This window comes from Methylocystis sp. JR02, assembly GCF_030063565.1.
Classification (GTDB): Bacteria; Pseudomonadota; Alphaproteobacteria; order Rhizobiales; family Beijerinckiaceae; genus Methylocystis; species Methylocystis iwaonis.
Genome location: NZ_JASIRC010000002.1, coordinates 208058 through 224962 on the forward strand (window position 1 = coordinate 208058; position 16905 = coordinate 224962).

The window sequence follows — 16905 nt, forward strand, 5'->3', positions numbered from 1 at the left end:
CTCATGCTGGAAGCCCGCCATCAATGATTATAGGACTATAACACACTATAAAAATACAGAAATAAATCTGAGGCCGCTGGGCCGTAATCCGTGACGAAACCGGAATATGCGAGAAAATACGGGCTATGGGTGGTAAGCCCGTCTTGAATGCCTCAGTTCGGCGGATTAATATCATAGTCGATGAATAGATAAATAGATTGGGTGAGGCGAATAGGAATGCGTAGGAGATGGCTCGCGATCATCGGCGTCGCTGCGGTCGGCGGCGCCGCGCTATCGGTAACGGCTCTCCGCTCGGAAACGGATCAGCGACTTATCGGCGCCGCCGCCTTCAGGGACTGGCGCGCGGACGCGCCTGGCGCATGGCGGCGGATTGGCCCGCAAGATTTACCGCGCCCGCTCGCGAGCGAGCCCAAAGCGGAGCGCTCCCAGGTCGTTCCTCGGCCCGAGGGCGCTGCGCTCAAAACGCTCGCGAGTTTCGAGGCTGAAGTTTTCGCTTCTGGGCTGAACGGACCGCGCGTTCTGAAATTTGCGCCCAACGGCGATTTGTTCGTGACGGAGAGCAACGCCGGACGCGTGCGCGTGTTTCGAATGAAGGACGGAGATATCAAGCCCGCGCAAAGCGAGATTTTCGCCGCCGAGCTCGAGCGGCCCTACGGTGTCGCCTTCTATCCGCCCGGCCCCAACCCACAATATGTCTATGTTGGAACGGTCTCGAAGGTCGTGCGCTTCCCCTACAAGCAAGGGGACCTCAAAGCGGCCGGCCCCGCCGAAATCGTCGCCGGTCCGCTGCCGGCGGAAAGCGGCCACTGGACCCGCGACATTGCCTTCTCGCCCGATGGAAAGACGCTCTTCGTCGCGGTTGGGTCCAAGAGCAATGTCGCGGATGGCCATGTTCGTCCTTCCGCCGCGGAAGTCGCCGAACTCGAGGCCAAGAATGGCGTCGGCGCAAGCTCGGGGTCCGAACTCGATCGCGCCGCCGTGCTCGCTTTCGATCCCGATGGCGCAAACAAGCGAATCTATGCGACGGGCATCCGCAACTGTTCCGGCTTACGCTTGCGGCCGAAGTCCGAGGATCTCTGGTGCGTCGTCAATGAGCGCGACATGCTCGGTGACGACTTGCCGCCCGATTATGCGACGCGCGTGAAGCCGGGCGCCTTTTATGGATGGCCGTGGTATTATATCGGCGGCAATCCCGATCCGCGGCATCTCGGCGCAAGGCCGGATCTCGCAGACAAGGTCACGATACCGGACATTCTCCTGCAGCCTCATTCCGCGCCGCTCGGCCTCGCCTTTTACGATGGCGCGCAATTCCCGGCCGACTATAAGGGCGACGCGTTCGTGACGCTCCATGGTTCCTGGAATCGCGCCAAACGCACTGGCTACAAGGTCGTTCGTTTGAAGTTCAAAGATGGCGAACCGACAGGCGAATACCAGGATTTCCTGACGGGATTTGTCGTGGATGACACAAGAGTATGGGGGCGACCCGTCGATGCAACGGTCGCGCCCGACGGATCACTCCTCGTCAGCGAAGACGGGAACGGCGTCATCTTCAGAGTGCGCTACGTCGGCAGATAAGAGATGCTAATCGCTTCGGCATGAGGCTCGAGGGCGATGTCACTTTAACTCGTTCAAGGCGTAGCGAAGCCTATCGGTCTCGATTCAGCCGGGTAACGCCACGGATCTTCACTCCGCGATCGTCCTGAGGCGATGCAGATGGATGGCAATGGCGGAGTGGCGAGAGGGACGGGCTGGAACGAACAGGTTGAGCGCGGAGAAGACGTCTTCTTGTCGCTCGCGCCAAATCGCCAATTAGACTAGATGCGCGTGTTACGCGGATGCTACGCACGACGGGGCTTTCTGGAGCTTTCTCGATGCGTGAAGGGCTCGATAGGCTGCTCGAGGGAACCGGTCTGTCCTATCGCTTCGAGGGGCCGGACGAAAAGGCGGCGTCGATCATTCTCGCGCAGATCCAGGCCCTGCCGCCCATTGACGTTGGCGCAACGAAGCGGACCGACGTCGAGACGACGAATCCTGACGACAAGAAGGCCTATAGCGCCGACTACGGCGCTATCACCGAAGGAACGGGGACCTACACGGCGCCGCTGCCCATGTCAAGGACAAGTCAAGGCTGCATGAGCGTGTGTTGCAAAGAAGAGTTTCTTTCAGAGATATCCTTCAGCAGATGTTTTGTGGCCGGCGTCACGATCGCGATGAAGTAGGACTCTCGAAGTCGCCGACTGTAGATCGAGCCGCGTAGATAGGCGCTGGAGCCGGCATGCAGCATCAGCGCCTGAGTTGCATCGAGAGCAAGACGGGAGCCTTCGAGCCGCGCCTCGAGAACTCGCCGTAGATATTCGGGGGCCTGCTCCGAAGGCGTTTCAGCGAGCCTCATGATCTCGTGCTCCATCGCATCGACGAGCTCGTCCAGCGATCCCGGGCCAATCGGCAAATAGGCGTTCACCGCCCGTACACGCGAGGGCAGGGCGCGCATCAAATCGGCGCAGTTGCGGACGAGCCCAATGGCCATGCCCGTTTGCAGCAGGAGAAAGCCTGGCTTGATCCGCTTGGCGAACCGGATCAATGAGTCAGACAATACCATTTCATCGGGAATTAAAGCGTTCTTGAAACCAACGGCCCGCGTTGCGGTCCCTTCTAGGGCAATGAATTGCGCCCCCTTACGGCTTTCGACGCCACCGAAACCAAGATGGGCGATCGCCGTAACAACCGTGGCGCCCGCTTCGAAACAGAAGCCAAAATAATGGCCGTCTTCCAGATTTGACACCCAAGGCAAAACGCCGTCCACGCGATAGCCGCCATCGACTCGACGCCCCTTGAGCCTTAGCGGCTCGACGCCCGAAAGCGCCTTCATCGGGTTTGAGAGGCCAGTCCCGCCGAGAGCGGCGCCCGACGCAGCGTCTGCCTGCAAGCGTGCGCGCAAGCCGAGGTTCTCTGAGTTTTGCAGATACCAACCAAAAGCATCCTGACACCAGACGCAGAAGGCGGTCGAGAGACAGGCCTCCGCGACTGAGCTCATCGCACGGATAGCGGCTTTGAGATTAATCGCATGGTCTTCGCCGAAACCTTCATGATGCTGGGCGAAAGCGCCGGCCAATCCGAGATTCTTGAGGACATGCGCTGGATAAAGGCCGTCCTCGTCAATCCGCGCGGCAAGGGGGCGCAAGTCGGATTGGACGATTGCCTTCACGCGCCCGAGCATGCTGCTTTGGTTTGACACGCCTATAGGAGACGTCGATAGTTCAGCGAGACTCATGACTCGGCCTTTTCCGTTCGCGTGACCGAGAGGGCTACAGGCTTGGAGATGGTGTTTGCGACCGGCGACCATTTCTGTGAGTGAGCTATCAGGGCGTCGAGCGTTTCCCTTGGAGCGTCTGCGTCAAAGGAAACTGCTACGCGGATTACGTCGAAGCCGACGGGCTTGGGCGTAGTGTCGCCCGTTCCCCACACCGAAGTGATGTTGATATCGGCTTCAAGATCGAGCGCAAGGGAGCGCACCACGACGCCATTGGCGACGGCGTTGGCGTGAATGCCCACGGCGAGACAAGAGCCGAGCGCGGCGAGCAACGCTTCCGAGGGGTTGGGGGCAGTGTCGTCGCCCAGAAGGACGGGCGGTTCGTCGACGATGTGCGGCGGGAGATCTCGAATGAAATTCAGATGGCGGAAACGGCCTTCGGCGACAGTGCGGCATTTGACCGTCTTGATGGCCGCGGGATTGGCCTTGCCGGCCGCGATGAGGGCGTCGAGCCCATCCTTGCTGATCGGCGCCAGGCAGGAAGTGAGAACGGGGGCGTCGTTGCTCATGTAGAAAGCGATCCTTTTGTTCGTGTCAGTCGTGGTTGGTCCAGGAGACGCGGGCGATGGCGGCAAGCAGGAGCGCGTCAAGCAAGAAGCCAATGAGGCCGATCAGGACGACCGTCGCCGCGAGGCGATCGTATTCAAGGGTGTCGCGCGCATCGTTGATCGCGTAGCCAAGCCCACTCGTCACGCCAAGATATTCGGCGGGAACAAGCACGATCCAGGCGACGCCGAGCGCGAGTCGTAGACCGGTGAGCACATCCTGCGCCACCGCCGGAACGATGACGGCGCGTAGGATTTGCCATCTGCCCGCGCCAAGATTATGCGCGAGGCGGAACCAATCGGGGTCGAGCTTGCGCAGGCCATGGGCGGTCGAGAAAATGATCGGCCAGACTGAGGCCGCGAAGATGAGGAATACGATTGCCGCGTTCCAAGTCGAAAAGGCGAGAATGGCGATCGGCATCCAGGCGAGCGGGCTTACCATGCGCAAAAGCTGGAAAGGGAGATGCGTCGCCCTGCGAAAGAGCGCGCTGCTGCCCACGAGCACGCCGACCGGCGATCCTGCCGCAAAGGCGATCAGGAGGCCGAACGCAATGCGTCCAAGGCTCGGAACCGCGGCGGCCATCGCGGAGCCGTCGCGCAGCATGTCGTAAAGACGGCTCAGGGCGGGCGCCGGCGCGAAGCCGGCGAAAGCTGCGGTCGATGGATTGCGCGCGATCAGCCAACCTCCGAGCGCCCACAGGCCCAAAAGAAGCGCGAGTCCGCTCAGTTCGACGAGCACTCGCGCTAAACGCGCGCCGATGGCGCGCCGGCGCCGCAAGTCGCGCGGCCTTTCGAGGAAGCTCACGGCTACGGCGCTCATAGCGCGAGAACCTCCTGCCGGCTGAAGGGGTCGCCGCTCGAGACACTCCGGTCGCGCTTCCAATCCGGGTACCGCTCCAGCGCCTTTTTGACGAGGGCGTAATCGACGAGGTCCTTGGCGACGAAATCGGGGTCGAGCTTATCCAGGAAGGCTCGTTCGCCTTCAATTTTTGCTTCCTTTAGCTGCTGGACGATCAGGCGCGTCGCCGAAGGATATGGCCAGGGCTGGAAATCGATCCGGCCGTTGCCCCAATCGGGGTGGCGGATAACCTCCTTGTAGGCAGGCTCTTGCGCATAGGCGGTCACGGCGCGCCTTACGACTTTCGCCGGCGGCGGCAGATAGCCGGCGCCGTCGCGCGAGAGGAGCTGGGCCACCTCTTCCTTGTTCTGCGAGGCGTAGATTTCCGCTCGCACGATGGCGTTAACGGTCTTCTGCGCCCATTCCGGCCGCTTCTCTATCAGCGGCTGCAACATGGCGACGACGCAACAAGGGTGATTTTTCCAAATGTCGCCGGTAAAGCGCAGCACACGCCCACCAGCGTTGAGCTCGCCCAACGCGTCGAAAGGCTCGGCGACAATATAGCCGTCGATCTTCTTGGCGGCGAGCGCTGGCGGCATGTCCGGCGGCTGCAAGATTTGAAGATTGACTTCCTTGGGGCCGAGCACCGCGCTCTGGGGCTTTATGACAGGCGTGAGGCCGCTTTTGCGTAGGGCATATTGCAGCACGATATTGTGCATTGAATACCAGAACGGCACAGCGAGCTGCTTACCGGCGAGATCTGCAAAGCTCTGCACCCCGCCGTCGCCCTGCACGACAAGCGCTGAGCCGTTTGTGTGCGCCCAGGCCACAACCTTCACGGGCACATGGCTGCCGTAGCGCAGCCAGAGCGCGGTCGGCTTGAGAAGATGCACGAGGTTGAAGCGTCCCGCGGTGAAACCTTCGATAAGAGGCGCCCAGCCGCGAATGAGCTCCGGCTTGGCGACCTTGAGTCCTTCCTCTTCGAAATAGCCCTTGGCGTGGGCGACAAGCAGCGGCGTCGCGTCCGTGATCGGCAGATAGCCGATGCGCAGCGTGTCGTCGTCGCTTTCGGCCGCACGCGTTGTTTTTGGCAGGCCCGCCAGTAGCGCCGCAAGACCGCCCATGGCGAGGCGATCGAGCACATGACGGCGCGACACGCCAGCTCCGGCAGCGTAGTTGAGATCATACTGATCGCAGGATTGGCACATATCGTTTTTCGTCTCTCGTCAGGCGCTGAGCGCTAAGGGAAAGGGGGCGGGTTCCAACGCGTTGATAAGCTGCGCACGGAGGGTGGCGCGCGCTTCGGCGTCCATGTCGGGTGGGATGTTGAATTCGGCGACGATGCGCCCGGGATCCGCCGACATCGCCACGACGCGCGTGGCCAGATCGAGAACGTCGTCGACGTCGTGCGTGACGAGAGTCATGGCGAAGCCGAATGCGACTTGCGTCTCGCGCAACTGGCGGCGCAGATCGCTGCGCGTCAACGGATCGAGAGCGGAAAAAGGCTCATCGAGCAGAAGAACATCGGGGTCGATCGCGAGCGAGCGCGCGAGCGCCACGCGCTGCTGCTGTCCGCCGGAGAGTTCGCGCACATTCGTGTTCGCGTGTTCTGCAAGGCCCACCTGCGTGAGCAACGCCTCGACGCGGCCCGGCGCCTCGCGGGCTCTTCCATCGAAGCGTAGCGCAAGAGCGACGTTGCCCGCGACGTCGAGCCAGGGAAAGAGGAGAGGGCGCTGGAACATCAGCGTGCGGCGGATGGGCCGCGTGGCGTAGCGCCGCTCGGCGAGCCGAATCTCTCCGCTCGTTGGATGCGCGAGGCCCGCCATGATCTGCAGCAGTGTGGACTTTCCGCAGCCGCTGCGGCCAATGACGGCAAGCCGTTCGCCTTGCGCCACCCGCAGGCTGAGGTCGGCAAGGACCGGCGCGCGATGGTAGCCATAGCGGTGGGTGACGCGTCTGACGTCGATGAGCGGAAGAGGGATCACGAGCGGCTCCTTTCGCAGATAGACTACAAAATTTATAAAGAATATCAATTCTATTGTTTGTTGCATCGAAATGTGATGCAATAGGCTGAAATTAAATGGCATGAGGCACACGACTTGCGCCAAGTTAGAACGGATGGTCTAGAAAAAATGGAAAACAGACGATCTTCGCGCAAACTCACGAGCCGGGTGTCGCCCACAGCGGCAAAGCGCGATGTCCGCGCTCGATCAGGCGGGAAGTCCGCGCCAGTCGCGAAAGCGAAGGCGAACAAGCGGCTGCTCGAGGCTGCAATTGGGCTCTGCTGCCGAAAGGGAATCGCCGCGACAAGCGTCGACGAGATCATCGACGCCTCGGGCGTTGCGCGCATGACGCTGTACAATCGCTACGGCTCGAAGGACGCGTTGATCCACGCGGCGCTCGCCCATGAAGCAAGCGTCTGGCGCGCTTGGTTCTTTACGAGACTTGCGGAGACGCGGGGCGCTCCGCGCGAGAAGCTGCTCGCTTTCTTCGACATTATGGAAGAGTGGTTTCGGCGCGACGATTATCTTGGTTGCGCGCTCATGAACGCGGCGATGGAGAGCCGTAATACGGACGAGAAGCTCGCTGAAATCATACGCAATCACAAGAGCCACGTGTTGGAGCAGTTGCGCGCGCTCGTCGCAGCGGCGGGCGTCGAGGACGTCGAGTTGCTCACGCAGCAGTTCGATCTTCTGATGGACGGCGCGATTGTGAAGGCCGCGATCAAGAAGACCTCAGCGCCGGCAATGGAGGCGAAGAAGATCGCCGCCGCTTTGCTACCGGAGGGTGAGCGCTTGCGCAAACACGCTGCCGACGAGCGTTGCATTCGTGCAACGATCGCGACGCAAGAGACTTAAGCTTGGAATTATTTCTATACGAAACCGTCTAATAACGATTCGCCTAGGACCACAGACTACTGATATTTCGGCAGGATCGAAGCTAGGCCGCTGTCGCTGCGGTAATCTTGATAAAACTTATAGAGTAAATGCAGAGTGATCCGTGTTCGGCCCTTCAACGCTTGGCCAGCGTGAGCGGGCTGCCGAGCGTCGTCTTTCGGAAAACATGGATACGAGGTTGGAATGACTGTTCGTGTAGAAGCGCCCGCAAAAGCCGTTTGGCGACTGCGGAGCCTACTGCTCGCCCTCTCCGCAGCATCACTTTGCGCAACAAACGCCTTGGCGGCAGAACCGCGCAAAAGCATCGAGCAGAAAAGTGCGACCGCAGCACCCGCCACTTCAGCGCCGCGACCTCCGGCGCCGATGGGCGTGTTCGGCGCCGATATGCCGGCGAAAGGCAGGTTGGTCCTGGCGATCGCGCCGATTTGGGCGAATCTCTCCGGCCAACTGATCGGCACGCAGAGCGTCAGCTCACAATATATCGTCGCCAACACCCCCTGGTGGGTCGATCCGACGAAAAAGCTGCGCCTCGTCCCTCAGAACATTGCGCTGGCAGCGCAGACGGGCGTGATCTCCTATGGTCTCACAGACGATCTCGCCGTCGTCATCACCGCGTCGATAGCCGAGAAGCGGCTCGAAGCCCTGACCTTCAAGGGCCCTTCCGGGATCACGCCGCTCGGCAGAAGTTACCCCGATACGTTTGGATTTTCAGATTTCACAACCAGCGCGATCTACAAAGTCTACCAGGACCCGGTGCATCGCGTGCAGGTCAATCTCGGTTTCGCCTATCCCTTCAGCTTCAACACCGCGCGCTTCGATCTCTTGCAGGCCGACGGAACCGTGCCGAACATTCGCGCCTTCTACGGCATGCAGCCGGGCAGCGGCACGTTCGATATTATGCCGGGCGTCGTTTACGCAGGCAATATCGACAAATGGTCCTGGGGCCTGTCCTATCGCGCACGCTTGCCGCTTGCCAGAAATTCCCAAAATTGGCGCTTTGGCGATCTGCATGAATTCAACGGCTGGGTGGGTTACACGCTGATCCCGAGCGTCATGACCACGTTCCGCGTAAATGGCGCCACCCAATCCCAGATTTCGGGTTTCGACCCCGAAATTACGGGCCGCGCCGTGCCGACCAACCCGGCCTTCTATGGCGGTCAGCGCGTGGAGCTGTTTGGTGGCGGCGTGTTGAATGGCAAACTGGTGGGATACGACGCGGCATCGATCGCTTTCGAAGCCGGACTGCCAGTCTATCAAAATCTCAACGGTCCGCAGATCAAGAAGAATTGGCAGGCGGGTTTCTCATTCCGTCTTCGCATCTGAGCCAGTGTAAGGGCGACGTCGAGAGGGGAGGCGGATGCGCTCGCGTGCTCTGAGTCGGACGAAAGCATCGACGCGGCGCGCTGGGTCGCGGACGAAAGTCCACCGTTCAGGGCGATCGTATAGGGCGTACCATTGGCGCAGCCCGGTGAAACGGTCGTGTTGGCGTTGATTGCAGCGTTCAACACGCCCAGCGTGCCGAAGTTGAGATTGCTTGCAGACACTGAGCAGTTCGTTGAAACGCTGGCCGAAGCGTTAAAGGTGGCGCGGTCTGTCGCCGTCAGCAAATTGCAGCTCACGAACGAAAACAGATCATATTGAATCATGGCGCCCGTTGTGCCGAAGCTCGTCGAATATGTTCCTGCTGGGGCGGTCTACTGGCCGGAGTACATCTGTCCATACAAGGTCGCTGTTCTGGTAACGGTGCCGATAAATAAGGGGAAGGCGATGATGATTGGGTTCCCGCCACCGGCGGGCCAGAAGTTCGAGCCAACCGTAGTGGTTGCGCCAGCGTCTGAAAACAATCCGTAGGTCAGACTGTTGGAGCCAGACGTCATATATCTGGTGGAAGCGTTCAAAGCCGCTGGCGAACCTGGGCCTACGTTGACGCATACGCGCAACGCCACAGATACAGTGCCGTGCATCTTACCGAGATTGTTGTTGAACCGTTCGAAGGGGTGTTTGCGGTAACGTCGAATGAACCGAAAGATAAGTCGGGAATTGAACGGTTGCAGGACTGCGTCCAAGCCATGGAATTCAAGACGAACTCGCCGCAGCAGATCGCCAGCCCGACAACCAAGCGAATTTTCCGAATGGCCAGCATGTCGCTTGCTCCTCATAAATAGAAGAAAACCCTGACGCTGATAGGGGACTACTGGCAAATTGCCCTGACCGGGCGACGGTCGTCGGCCTGTAGCTCATAGTGGAAGCCAGCGCGGCAATCTTTGCTCCCCAAATCCACAACCACGGGCCGAACTCGCTCGTGACGGCAATACAAAGCGAATTGACATTCTCCGCCTCAATCCCGGCGCCCGCCAGGTGTGGGTCGACAGTGGTCACGCCATTCCGCTCGAGAAGCCGGAGGCGATCGTCGGCGCGATACGCGAGATCCTATCGACCTTGCGCCGCCAGGAGCGCTGAAAGGAAGGCGCCCATGACCCTCGGCGAACGCCTAACGAACCCGTGCGGTGGCGCTGGGTCATGGCGTCGGTTCGGACACGCCCATGAGAATACCACAATGACGCGCTCGCAAGCACCGGTACATCGTAAGCCTTGGCCAGCTTGGTCATCTCCCTTAGCTTGGCGCGGCAGTCCGGTCCGCGACAGGCGGATGCGGTCGGGAGTTTTGCCGAACAACGAAGAGCCTTCGGAAGGCGCCTCATGGCGCGAGGCGTAGGGACCAGGCACGAAAATGACAAGACAATTCCGATTTTTGCATGGCGTCCTATTTTCCCTCGTCGCGTTTGCGTTCCATGGCGGCGACCGCGCGTCCGCCGAAGGCGCCTGCCCGCCAGGATTCATCCCGGGCGGCGCTATGGTCCCCGGACAAGAAAATGCCGGTTGGACGGGTTGCCTCCACATGTACGACGCCGATGATGGCGGCGGTGACGGCGCCGGGCCGAGCAGTGGCGGCGATTCCGGCCCTCCTCCCTTCAATGCCGCTGAATTCCGCGCCCTTCTCCAATGGGAAAAACAAGTCGCGCAGGAAAACGAAGAGCGTCTCTTGAAGAACGACCCTGTTTTGCGCGAATTGAAGCAGGGCGTGTGGAAATTCTCACACTCGCAGCCGAAAGATTCACGCCAGATATGCACCGCATCATTCCTCCAGTTGAATGGCGGCGTCTTGATCATGGATTGGGTTGGCGAAGCCAAAGGCACGCTCCTCGCCTATTTCGGCGGGGCGATCCCACCGACCGCGGACATACGCACCGAGACGGTCAGTCTTACCCAGTCCGGGGAAATCCAGAGGGTTCGCGCTTTTCATGCGAGTTTGCCTTGGTCCGCGAAGATCGGAATGATCATATTCGCCGTCCCCTCCACACAGGCGCTGCTCGGGTCGATTGAAGAAATGCAGGATTATGCGGTGGAACTGAACGGACAGGAAGTCATCCACGGCAAGTGGCACAGCGGCTCGACGGCGCGAAAGTGGTTGAGCAACTGCGTCAACAAGCGTGGCAAATGAATCACGAGCGGAGCGCTCTCAAGCGACCGCCCCTTGCCGAGAGCAAGAATGAACATGCGCGTTCTCGCCTGCCTCGTTGCAGTGATTTCGAAAAAGCGCAGGCGAGATGGTCAAAACCTGAATGACGCACAAAATCTTCACCCGGTTCGCCGTGCGTCTTTGCGCCTTGGCCCTCTTCGCGCAAACCTCCGCCTGCAGCGCAGAATTGCCGCCGGATGCTCCGACGCTGCGAGACGCGCGTAAATTTCTAATTTCACATACCGACGCTGGATGCGACGATACCGATAACGCACACCTTATCAAGGATGACCGGATAATCGTGGCGTCGCGGAGCGAGAATATCGCCACGATCATTTATGATCTCCATTGCGAGTATTCCGCCGCTCGGACCCGCGTGTTTCTTCTGTGGCGGACTTTCTCCGGCTACCGGCTGATGCACTTCGCAAAGCCTGTATATGAACTTCGCTGGGCCGACGACATCGGATCCGAGTTGGCGGAGAAGCCCAGCGCAATCGGATACGAGGTCGTGACCAGACTTCCGAATGGGAAAATCAATTCGAATAGTCTCGAAATAACGAGCGACGAGCGTTGGGGCGCCAGTGAAGACTCCGGGGAGAAAGGATCGTGGCGTTTCCTGCACAATACCGACCGCTATGCCTTGTCCTCCTTCGAAGTAGAACCGTACAGCTTACGCGGTCTCGGGCCGGACAAAGCCGACCGACTGAAAGGCAAGCGCTTCATGCTTTTTCCGTCCGAAAAATAACCTCGCTGGAATCATCCCCACTTCTCGGAGTCAATTTCTTACAACCGATGGACGCCATGGCTCTCACCTGCCGCACATATCGTTTTGCGCTTTCCTTCGTTCTCGCAATGGCGCTTGGCGCTTCGGTAGACGCACGCGACGCGAGCAACCCGCTCGAGACGCTGCTCATCGCCTTCGCACAGGGCAAGCGGGACAAGGACATCGCCGCGCTTTCGAACATCGAATGGCAAGGTTTCGCCTATCTCGAAGATTCCGAAAAAGATCTTAGCGTGACATACCATTTGCGCGGACGACTGCGCCTGAATGGATTTGGCGAGGTCGATCTTCCGGTTGGAATCGGCGCGAACGCTACGCATAAAAAGGGCAACGAAGGCGACGCTTCGATCGACGTCATTTTCCACAGCGCCAAGGGCGTTCGCGCGATAGAGCTTCAGAAGTTCTATCCGAGCGGCAATTATCAAGAAATTCTCCGAGGGCAGTTGAGCGTCGGGACCGTGACCCTGCTAGCCGACAATTGCAAGATGGACGGCTATGGCGATCTGCCTGATGACGAGCACACCGCCTTTTTCCGGATTGATCTTCCAGCCGCGCCGACGCCGGTCTTTGTCCGCGCTGGGCGCAACGAGGATGGCAGCAAAAACAGCCCAGGAGAGACGTTCTTTTCCTTCTCTCTGTTCACGCCCGGGAGCGACATGACGAAGAGATCCTGCGTCAACCGCGTCGACCCGCCTCAATGACCTTTTGGGGCGCGCGGTAGAAATGCAAAGGAGGATGATATGCGAACAGCTTTGTTGCTGTCCCTGTTGATCTTTTCTTTCACGGGCGTCGCGGGGCGCGCCCTTGCGGTCGATTGCCCGAACGTGGACGTCGACAAGGTTAAGCGCGCGATCGGCGAGTTGTCGGAGTTTTACGGCGACGTGCCGTCCTGCCTCGACTGTCAAAGGCAGAAAAAGCCGATCGAGCGGCTGATCTGCCAAAACAGCGGATTGAGGCTCATGGAAGTCCTGGACACTAAGGCTGCCGTTTACGCCTATGAGAACGCCACCAAGAGGGAAACGGTTCATTCGAGGCCGGACTGCTCCTTTGTTCACAAGGAGCTTTCCAATAATTGCGTCGACGCCGTTTGCGTCTGCGCAAATCTAAAAGAGCACACGAATGATTCGCGAGGCGGAGAGTCCCCCTATTATGGCGAGACGCGTTGAAGGTCGAAGCCGATCGCATGTCGTTGGAGCAGCGTCTATGGCATTGACGAGTTCTGGAGCGCTGGCGACTGCTTTGGGTCTCGAGATCTTTCTTGCGTCGTGGCCGGCCCATGCGAGCGGCAGGCTGCCGGTACCGCCATCTTCGCAAGCGCTCGCGTCGCATCGCGCATGCGTCGAAGAGCTCGAGCGCCAATATGCCGAGGACAAGAGACGCATCGTCGAAAAGACCGTCGACGCCGACGGCTCCAGCCAAGAGACGTCGTTGGAAACATCGGGCATAGAGCGGAAGGGGACCGACAACGTCCGTTATCAGGCGACCGTCTGGTATCACCACGGGCGCGTTCGGACCGATCTAGGACAGATCGAAACGAGCCACAGCTTCGAGACCCGGCTCCGGGAATGCAAAGGCGCGACGCTCCACATCAGTGGAGAAACGGGCTACACGTTGAGCACCTTCGAGTCCTGGAGGAAGTCCGCGCCATGACGCAGACGACTCTGTCGCGGCGGAGCTTCCTTGTCGGCGCTCTGATCGCATTTTCATTCTCTTATCCGAGGGCGAGCGTCGCCGCACCCGACGCTGCAGAGATTTTTTCCGACCCTAAGGTCGAAGCACTGCTCGACGCCGCCATGCAGCGGGACAGCAAGCGCGCCGCCGAGCTCGTGGCGGCTGGCGCCAATGTGAAGGCGAGAGGCGACAAGAACGTCACGCTGTTGCAATGGGCTATGCTCAACAAAAGCCACTTCGCCTTCCAAGTGCTGCTGAATGTCGGCGCCGATCCTGCGCAGCCCGGCATCGACGGCGATACGGCGATCCACTTCGCGGCCATGGCGAATGATGTGGAATATCTGCGTCTCCTCCTCGCGCGCCATGTCGACGTCGACGCTCGCAATGGTCAGACCGGCAGGACGCCTTTGATGGCGGCCTTGATGGGGGAACGGGAGCGGCAGTTCGAAATGTTACTCGCAGCCGGAGCGCGTTTAAACCATGCCGACAACATGGGCAATACCATTCTGCATCTCGCGGCGCAAATCAACGACGCGGCGCGCGTTCTGAGATTGTTGCAACAAGGAGCCCCAGCCGGGGCGCGCAACCGGCAGGGCAAGACTTTCCAGACCTACCTCCTTATGACGCCGGAGCGTCTGCTCAACGCCGAAGCTCGGCAAGCGCGGCTGGAGGTCCTCGACTGGATGGTGCAAAACGGTGTTTCCCTCGAACGCTGAACGAGATTGCGCACAGGGAGCCTTTGGCTACGTGCGTATCAGCTTTGCGCGGATCGACGGCGCATAGGTCCGCCCCACGCGCACTTCCGAACCATCGCTCAGAACCGCGATCAGCGCCGCGAAAGGCGCCTGCTTGATACGCGTGATGGCGCTGCGGCGCACAATCGCTCCGCGATGGATACGCAGGAACTCTTCGCCGTCGAGACGGCGTTCGAGCGAGGACAGGCTCTCCTGAAAGAGATAGTCCGCGCCAACGACATGGATACGCACATAATCGCGTTCCGCCTGAAAGCGGATCACATTGGCCAGCGTGACGCGCAAATATTCGCCTCGCGCCTTCACCCAGAACTCGGTCGGCTTTTTCGGCTGTTCGGTCAAAGCGCGCTTCAGGGAAGCGATCGTTTCCTGCAATTCGGCGACTCGGTCCGCCTGATGGCGCGCGCCCGCGGCGATCCGCGCGCGCTCCAGGGCGCGAGTGAAGCGCCCTGGCTCGATCGGCTTGGTGACGTAATCGACGGCGTTGGCCTCGAAGGCGCGCAGGGCGTGATGGTCGAATGCGGTGACGAAAACGACCACCGGCGGTTCCGGTCCGAGGCTTTCGAGAACGTCGAAGCCGCTGCCACCCGGCATTTGAATGTCGAGCAGAAGAATGTCGGGCCGGGATTGTTCCGCCGCGCGACAAGCCTCCCTGGCGTCGGCGGCTTCGTCGATCCGCCCGACCCATTCCATCTTCGCGAGCAGACGCAAGAGCCTGCGGCGCGCGAGCGGCTCATCGTCGACAACGAGAATCGTGAGCTCGCTCATGCGAGCCGCCACGGGAGCTCGATGAATGCCCGGTAGCGGCCGGGCGCGACCGGGCCGGATGAAAACGAGCTGTCGCCCTGAAAGCGGGCGTGCAGGCGTTCCGCGACGTTGCGCAATCCGACTCCCATGCCGGCAGGCTTCTTGCCGTCATCCTCGATGGGCATGTCGTTCTCGACCGTGATCCGAAGCCGGTTTGCCTCACGGCGCGCGCGCAGCGCGATCTCGACCTTGCCGACAGTGGCGCCGACGCCGTGCTTGATGGCGTTCTCGATCAGCGGCTGCAGGATCAGGCTCGGCACAAGGGCGCTGCGCACGTCCTCGGGCATGTCGATGCTGAACGCCATTCGGTCGGAAAAGCGCTCGCGCTCGATCTGGAGATATTCCTCCTGAAGAGCCAGCTCATCCGCCAGGGACACGTCATGCATGGGATCGAGCGACAGGGTCGTGCGCAGGAATGTCGAGAGCGACAGGACCATGCGCTCGGCGCGGGTGGCCGATCCTTCCTCGATCAGGCCGGCGATCGAGTTCAGCGTGTTGAAGAGAAAATGCGGATTTACTTGATACCGCAGCGCGCGCATCTGTGCGGTCAGGGCCTCCTCACGAACGGCGGCGAGCCTAAGTTCACGGTCATGGAGCTCGAAACCGAAAACGAGAGTAATGAACAGACAGGACCATCCGAAAAACAACGCCGCGCCATATGCAGTGTCATAGCCGAAATCCTTCCAATCGAAGACAGCGGGCTGCGGCCAGACGCAGAGAGTGTAGACCGCATAGCCAAGCGCGGCCCAGGCCGGCGCCGCCGCCAGAGAGAGAATGAAGGAAGCGGCGACGAGCAACGGGAGCGCATTCTCCGAGGAGCGCGTCTCGACCAGCCTCTCGTGCAAGTGGAATAATAGCGCCGAAATGCCGGCGGTGATGACCGAGCACAAGGCATAGTGCAAAATCTTGCCAATGGCGGATTCGATCGGGTCCGTGCCGACGATACCCCATAATATGCTGGAGAAAATGAATACGCCCACCCAATAGATCAAGCCGAAGCGAAAGGTGGCCTGACGGATTGCGCATGCGTTAGACGATCGTTTCATCACCCTTCATTCCCTCTTCGACCTACAGGGCCTTCCCATTCATCGACTCGTGTCGGCCGTTCTAGGACACCCGCAAAGCCGTCTTCGGCATGCCGTTCGTCCCCCCACAGTCGCCATTCGCAGATTCTCGCCGCCGCTCGTCACCGCGCTCGCGCTCGTCGCCGGAAGTCGAATGAACCCTCGCTCGAGCGATGCTACGGAGTTGGGCAAGGGACCACGCGGAAGTCTCAGCATGGACACATACGACATTTCGGACATCGCGCCAAACCTTCGGGTAGCGGGCGTTCAGGAGTCCGCTCTATGATCGAGCACAGTGCGACCGCGAGCGTCGTGTTGTTCGCGGTGCGGACAAATGACGCGGACGATATTCTCGCTCGAGTGCGTCACATGCTGCCGGAGGGCAGCGTGTTGTATGCGCAGCGCGAAGCAGCCGGCGCGCGCGACTTTTCCCTCCTGCACAGGCTTTCCTCGCTGACGGAACGACAACGCGACATACTGCGGCTCTTGATGGATGACCTGTCGAACAAGGAGATCGGCCGGCGCTTGAAGCTGTCGCATTTCACGGTGCGTAATCATGTCTCGCAACTGTTGAGACAGTTGAACGTCCCCTCGCGCAAGGCAGTCGTCGCCTTGCTGAATGACACTCTCGCCGCTGATGCGCATGTCCTGCCCCTTTCTGATTGACGAGGGCGTTCGTTGCCCCGAGGCGCCACAGCGCATTATTTGCCGCGTCTCTGT

At 60.3% G+C, this 16905-nt stretch carries 21 protein-coding genes; 12 read left to right on the forward strand and 9 right to left on the reverse strand.

What is annotated here, in order from left to right; genetic code table 11:
- The first annotated feature begins 216 nt into the window (after positions 1–216).
- Positions 217–1575 (forward strand): PQQ-dependent sugar dehydrogenase, encoded by a 1359-nt coding sequence (locus QNA11_RS19330; RefSeq protein WP_283484395.1) that lies wholly within the window; start codon positions 217–219, stop codon positions 1573–1575.
- Positions 1576–2122: 547 nt separating this feature from the next.
- On the opposite strand, the gene QNA11_RS19335 is transcribed toward QNA11_RS19330, so the two are convergent.
- The 5 genes from QNA11_RS19335 to QNA11_RS19355 form a co-directional block, all read right to left on the reverse strand.
- On the reverse strand, positions 2123–3112 hold the full coding sequence (locus QNA11_RS19335) for an acyl-CoA dehydrogenase family protein (protein WP_283484396.1): 990 nt from the start codon (positions 3110–3112) through the stop codon (positions 2123–2125).
- A 155-nt stretch (positions 3113–3267) separates the two neighbouring features.
- The gene (locus tag QNA11_RS19340) at positions 3268–3819 is read right to left on the reverse strand and encodes an OsmC family protein (RefSeq protein WP_283484397.1); all 552 of its coding nucleotides are present in this window, start codon (positions 3817–3819) and stop codon (positions 3268–3270) included.
- Between the two features lie 25 nt (positions 3820–3844).
- Positions 3845–4675, reverse strand: coding sequence for an ABC transporter permease (locus QNA11_RS19345; protein WP_283484398.1), 831 nt, complete (start codon positions 4673–4675; stop codon positions 3845–3847).
- Positions 4672–5901, reverse strand: coding sequence for an ABC transporter substrate-binding protein (locus QNA11_RS19350; RefSeq protein ID WP_283484399.1), 1230 nt, complete (start codon positions 5899–5901; stop codon positions 4672–4674). Before QNA11_RS19350 ends, QNA11_RS19345 begins: the two co-directional genes overlap by 4 nt.
- An 18-nt stretch (positions 5902–5919) precedes the next feature.
- Complete coding sequence (locus QNA11_RS19355) at positions 5920–6678, reverse strand: ABC transporter ATP-binding protein (protein WP_283484400.1); 759 nt, start codon at positions 6676–6678, stop codon at positions 5920–5922.
- A gap of 147 nt (positions 6679–6825) precedes the next feature.
- Here QNA11_RS19355 and QNA11_RS19360 point away from each other — a divergent pair, with 147 nt between their 5' ends.
- Entirely contained in the window at positions 6826–7551 is a 726-nt protein-coding gene (locus QNA11_RS19360) for a TetR/AcrR family transcriptional regulator (protein WP_202073291.1), read from the forward strand.
- A gap of 402 nt (positions 7552–7953) precedes the next feature.
- Entirely contained in the window at positions 7954–8913 is a 960-nt protein-coding gene (locus QNA11_RS19365; RefSeq protein ID WP_283484401.1) for an alpha-amylase, read from the forward strand.
- Here the strand turns inward: QNA11_RS19365 and QNA11_RS20835 are convergent.
- On the reverse strand, positions 8844–9134 hold the full coding sequence (locus QNA11_RS20835) for a spore coat protein U domain-containing protein (protein WP_502867584.1): 291 nt from the start codon (positions 9132–9134) through the stop codon (positions 8844–8846). The two genes, QNA11_RS19365 and QNA11_RS20835, sit on opposite strands and share 70 nt — an antisense overlap.
- On the opposite strand from QNA11_RS20835, the gene QNA11_RS19370 reads away from it, so the two are divergent.
- Positions 9046–9231, forward strand: coding sequence for a hypothetical protein (locus tag QNA11_RS19370; protein ID WP_283484402.1), 186 nt, complete (start codon positions 9046–9048; stop codon positions 9229–9231). The genes QNA11_RS20835 and QNA11_RS19370 overlap by 89 nt on opposite strands.
- A gap of 53 nt (positions 9232–9284) precedes the next feature.
- Here QNA11_RS19370 and QNA11_RS20840 read toward each other — a convergent pair whose 3' ends face one another.
- Positions 9285–9554, reverse strand: coding sequence for a spore coat protein U domain-containing protein (locus QNA11_RS20840; protein ID WP_502867585.1), 270 nt, complete (start codon positions 9552–9554; stop codon positions 9285–9287).
- Here QNA11_RS20840 and QNA11_RS19375 point away from each other — a divergent pair.
- From QNA11_RS19375 to QNA11_RS19405, 7 genes are all read left to right on the forward strand, one after another.
- Positions 9549–9755 (forward strand): hypothetical protein, encoded by a 207-nt coding sequence (locus QNA11_RS19375; RefSeq protein WP_283484403.1) that lies wholly within the window; start codon positions 9549–9551, stop codon positions 9753–9755. The genes QNA11_RS20840 and QNA11_RS19375 overlap by 6 nt on opposite strands.
- Positions 9756–10321: 566 nt before the next feature.
- Positions 10322–11092, forward strand: a complete 771-nt coding sequence (locus QNA11_RS19380; protein ID WP_283484404.1) for a hypothetical protein — start codon at positions 10322–10324, stop codon at positions 11090–11092.
- 121 nt (positions 11093–11213) lie between these two features.
- Entirely contained in the window at positions 11214–11855 is a 642-nt protein-coding gene (locus QNA11_RS19385) for a hypothetical protein (RefSeq protein ID WP_283484405.1), read from the forward strand.
- Positions 11856–11911: 56 nt separating this feature from the next.
- Positions 11912–12592, forward strand: a complete 681-nt coding sequence (locus tag QNA11_RS19390) for a hypothetical protein (RefSeq protein ID WP_283484406.1) — start codon at positions 11912–11914, stop codon at positions 12590–12592.
- A gap of 39 nt (positions 12593–12631) precedes the next feature.
- Positions 12632–13057, forward strand: a complete 426-nt coding sequence (locus QNA11_RS19395) for a hypothetical protein (RefSeq protein ID WP_283484407.1) — start codon at positions 12632–12634, stop codon at positions 13055–13057.
- Positions 13058–13094: 37 nt separating this feature from the next.
- On the forward strand, positions 13095–13541 hold the full coding sequence (locus QNA11_RS19400; RefSeq protein ID WP_283484408.1) for a hypothetical protein: 447 nt from the start codon (positions 13095–13097) through the stop codon (positions 13539–13541).
- Positions 13538–14278, forward strand: a complete 741-nt coding sequence (locus QNA11_RS19405; protein ID WP_283484409.1) for an ankyrin repeat domain-containing protein — start codon at positions 13538–13540, stop codon at positions 14276–14278. The genes QNA11_RS19400 and QNA11_RS19405 overlap by 4 nt, the downstream gene beginning before the upstream one ends.
- 27 nt (positions 14279–14305) lie before the next feature.
- On the opposite strand, the gene QNA11_RS19410 is transcribed toward QNA11_RS19405, so the two are convergent.
- Entirely contained in the window at positions 14306–15082 is a 777-nt protein-coding gene (locus QNA11_RS19410; protein ID WP_283484410.1) for a LytR/AlgR family response regulator transcription factor, read from the reverse strand.
- Positions 15079–16167 carry a sensor histidine kinase gene (locus QNA11_RS19415; protein ID WP_283484411.1) on the reverse strand — a complete coding sequence of 363 codons (1089 nt, stop codon included), beginning with the start codon at positions 16165–16167 and terminating at the stop codon, positions 15079–15081. Before QNA11_RS19415 ends, QNA11_RS19410 begins: the two co-directional genes overlap by 4 nt.
- Before the next feature lie 300 nt (positions 16168–16467).
- Here QNA11_RS19415 and QNA11_RS19420 point away from each other — a divergent pair, with 300 nt between their 5' ends.
- Positions 16468–16851 (forward strand): LuxR C-terminal-related transcriptional regulator, encoded by a 384-nt coding sequence (locus QNA11_RS19420; protein WP_283484412.1) that lies wholly within the window; start codon positions 16468–16470, stop codon positions 16849–16851.
- Positions 16852–16905 lie beyond the last annotated feature (54 nt).

Bases quoted from the DNA above. Each gene is read 5' to 3' on its own strand.
- QNA11_RS19345 (WP_283484398.1), bottom strand. From the start codon at position 4,675: ATGAGCGCCGTAGCCGTGAGCTTCCTCGAAAGGCCGCGCGACTTGCGG.
- QNA11_RS19400 (WP_283484408.1), top strand. From the start codon at position 13,095: ATGGCATTGACGAGTTCTGGAGCGCTGGCGACTGCTTTGGGTCTCGAG.
- QNA11_RS19385 (WP_283484405.1), top strand. From the start codon at position 11,214: ATGACGCACAAAATCTTCACCCGGTTCGCCGTGCGTCTTTGCGCCTTG.
- QNA11_RS19415 (WP_283484411.1), bottom strand. From the start codon at position 16,167: ATGAAACGATCGTCTAACGCATGCGCAATCCGTCAGGCCACCTTTCGC.
- QNA11_RS19390 (WP_283484406.1), top strand. From the start codon at position 11,912: ATGGCTCTCACCTGCCGCACATATCGTTTTGCGCTTTCCTTCGTTCTC.
- QNA11_RS19410 (WP_283484410.1), bottom strand. From the start codon at position 15,082: ATGAGCGAGCTCACGATTCTCGTTGTCGACGATGAGCCGCTCGCGCGC.
- QNA11_RS19395 (WP_283484407.1), top strand. From the start codon at position 12,632: ATGCGAACAGCTTTGTTGCTGTCCCTGTTGATCTTTTCTTTCACGGGC.
- QNA11_RS19330 (WP_283484395.1), top strand. From the start codon at position 217: ATGCGTAGGAGATGGCTCGCGATCATCGGCGTCGCTGCGGTCGGCGGC.
- QNA11_RS19360 (WP_202073291.1), top strand. From the start codon at position 6,826: ATGGAAAACAGACGATCTTCGCGCAAACTCACGAGCCGGGTGTCGCCC.
- QNA11_RS19420 (WP_283484412.1), top strand. From the start codon at position 16,468: ATGATCGAGCACAGTGCGACCGCGAGCGTCGTGTTGTTCGCGGTGCGG.
- QNA11_RS20840 (WP_502867585.1), bottom strand. From the start codon at position 9,554: ATGCACGGCACTGTATCTGTGGCGTTGCGCGTATGCGTCAACGTAGGC.
- QNA11_RS19350 (WP_283484399.1), bottom strand. From the start codon at position 5,901: ATGTGCCAATCCTGCGATCAGTATGATCTCAACTACGCTGCCGGAGCT.
- QNA11_RS19340 (WP_283484397.1), bottom strand. From the start codon at position 3,819: ATGAGCAACGACGCCCCCGTTCTCACTTCCTGCCTGGCGCCGATCAGC.
- QNA11_RS19405 (WP_283484409.1), top strand. From the start codon at position 13,538: ATGACGCAGACGACTCTGTCGCGGCGGAGCTTCCTTGTCGGCGCTCTG.
- QNA11_RS19380 (WP_283484404.1), top strand. From the start codon at position 10,322: ATGACAAGACAATTCCGATTTTTGCATGGCGTCCTATTTTCCCTCGTC.
- QNA11_RS19365 (WP_283484401.1), top strand. From the start codon at position 7,954: ATGGGCGTGTTCGGCGCCGATATGCCGGCGAAAGGCAGGTTGGTCCTG.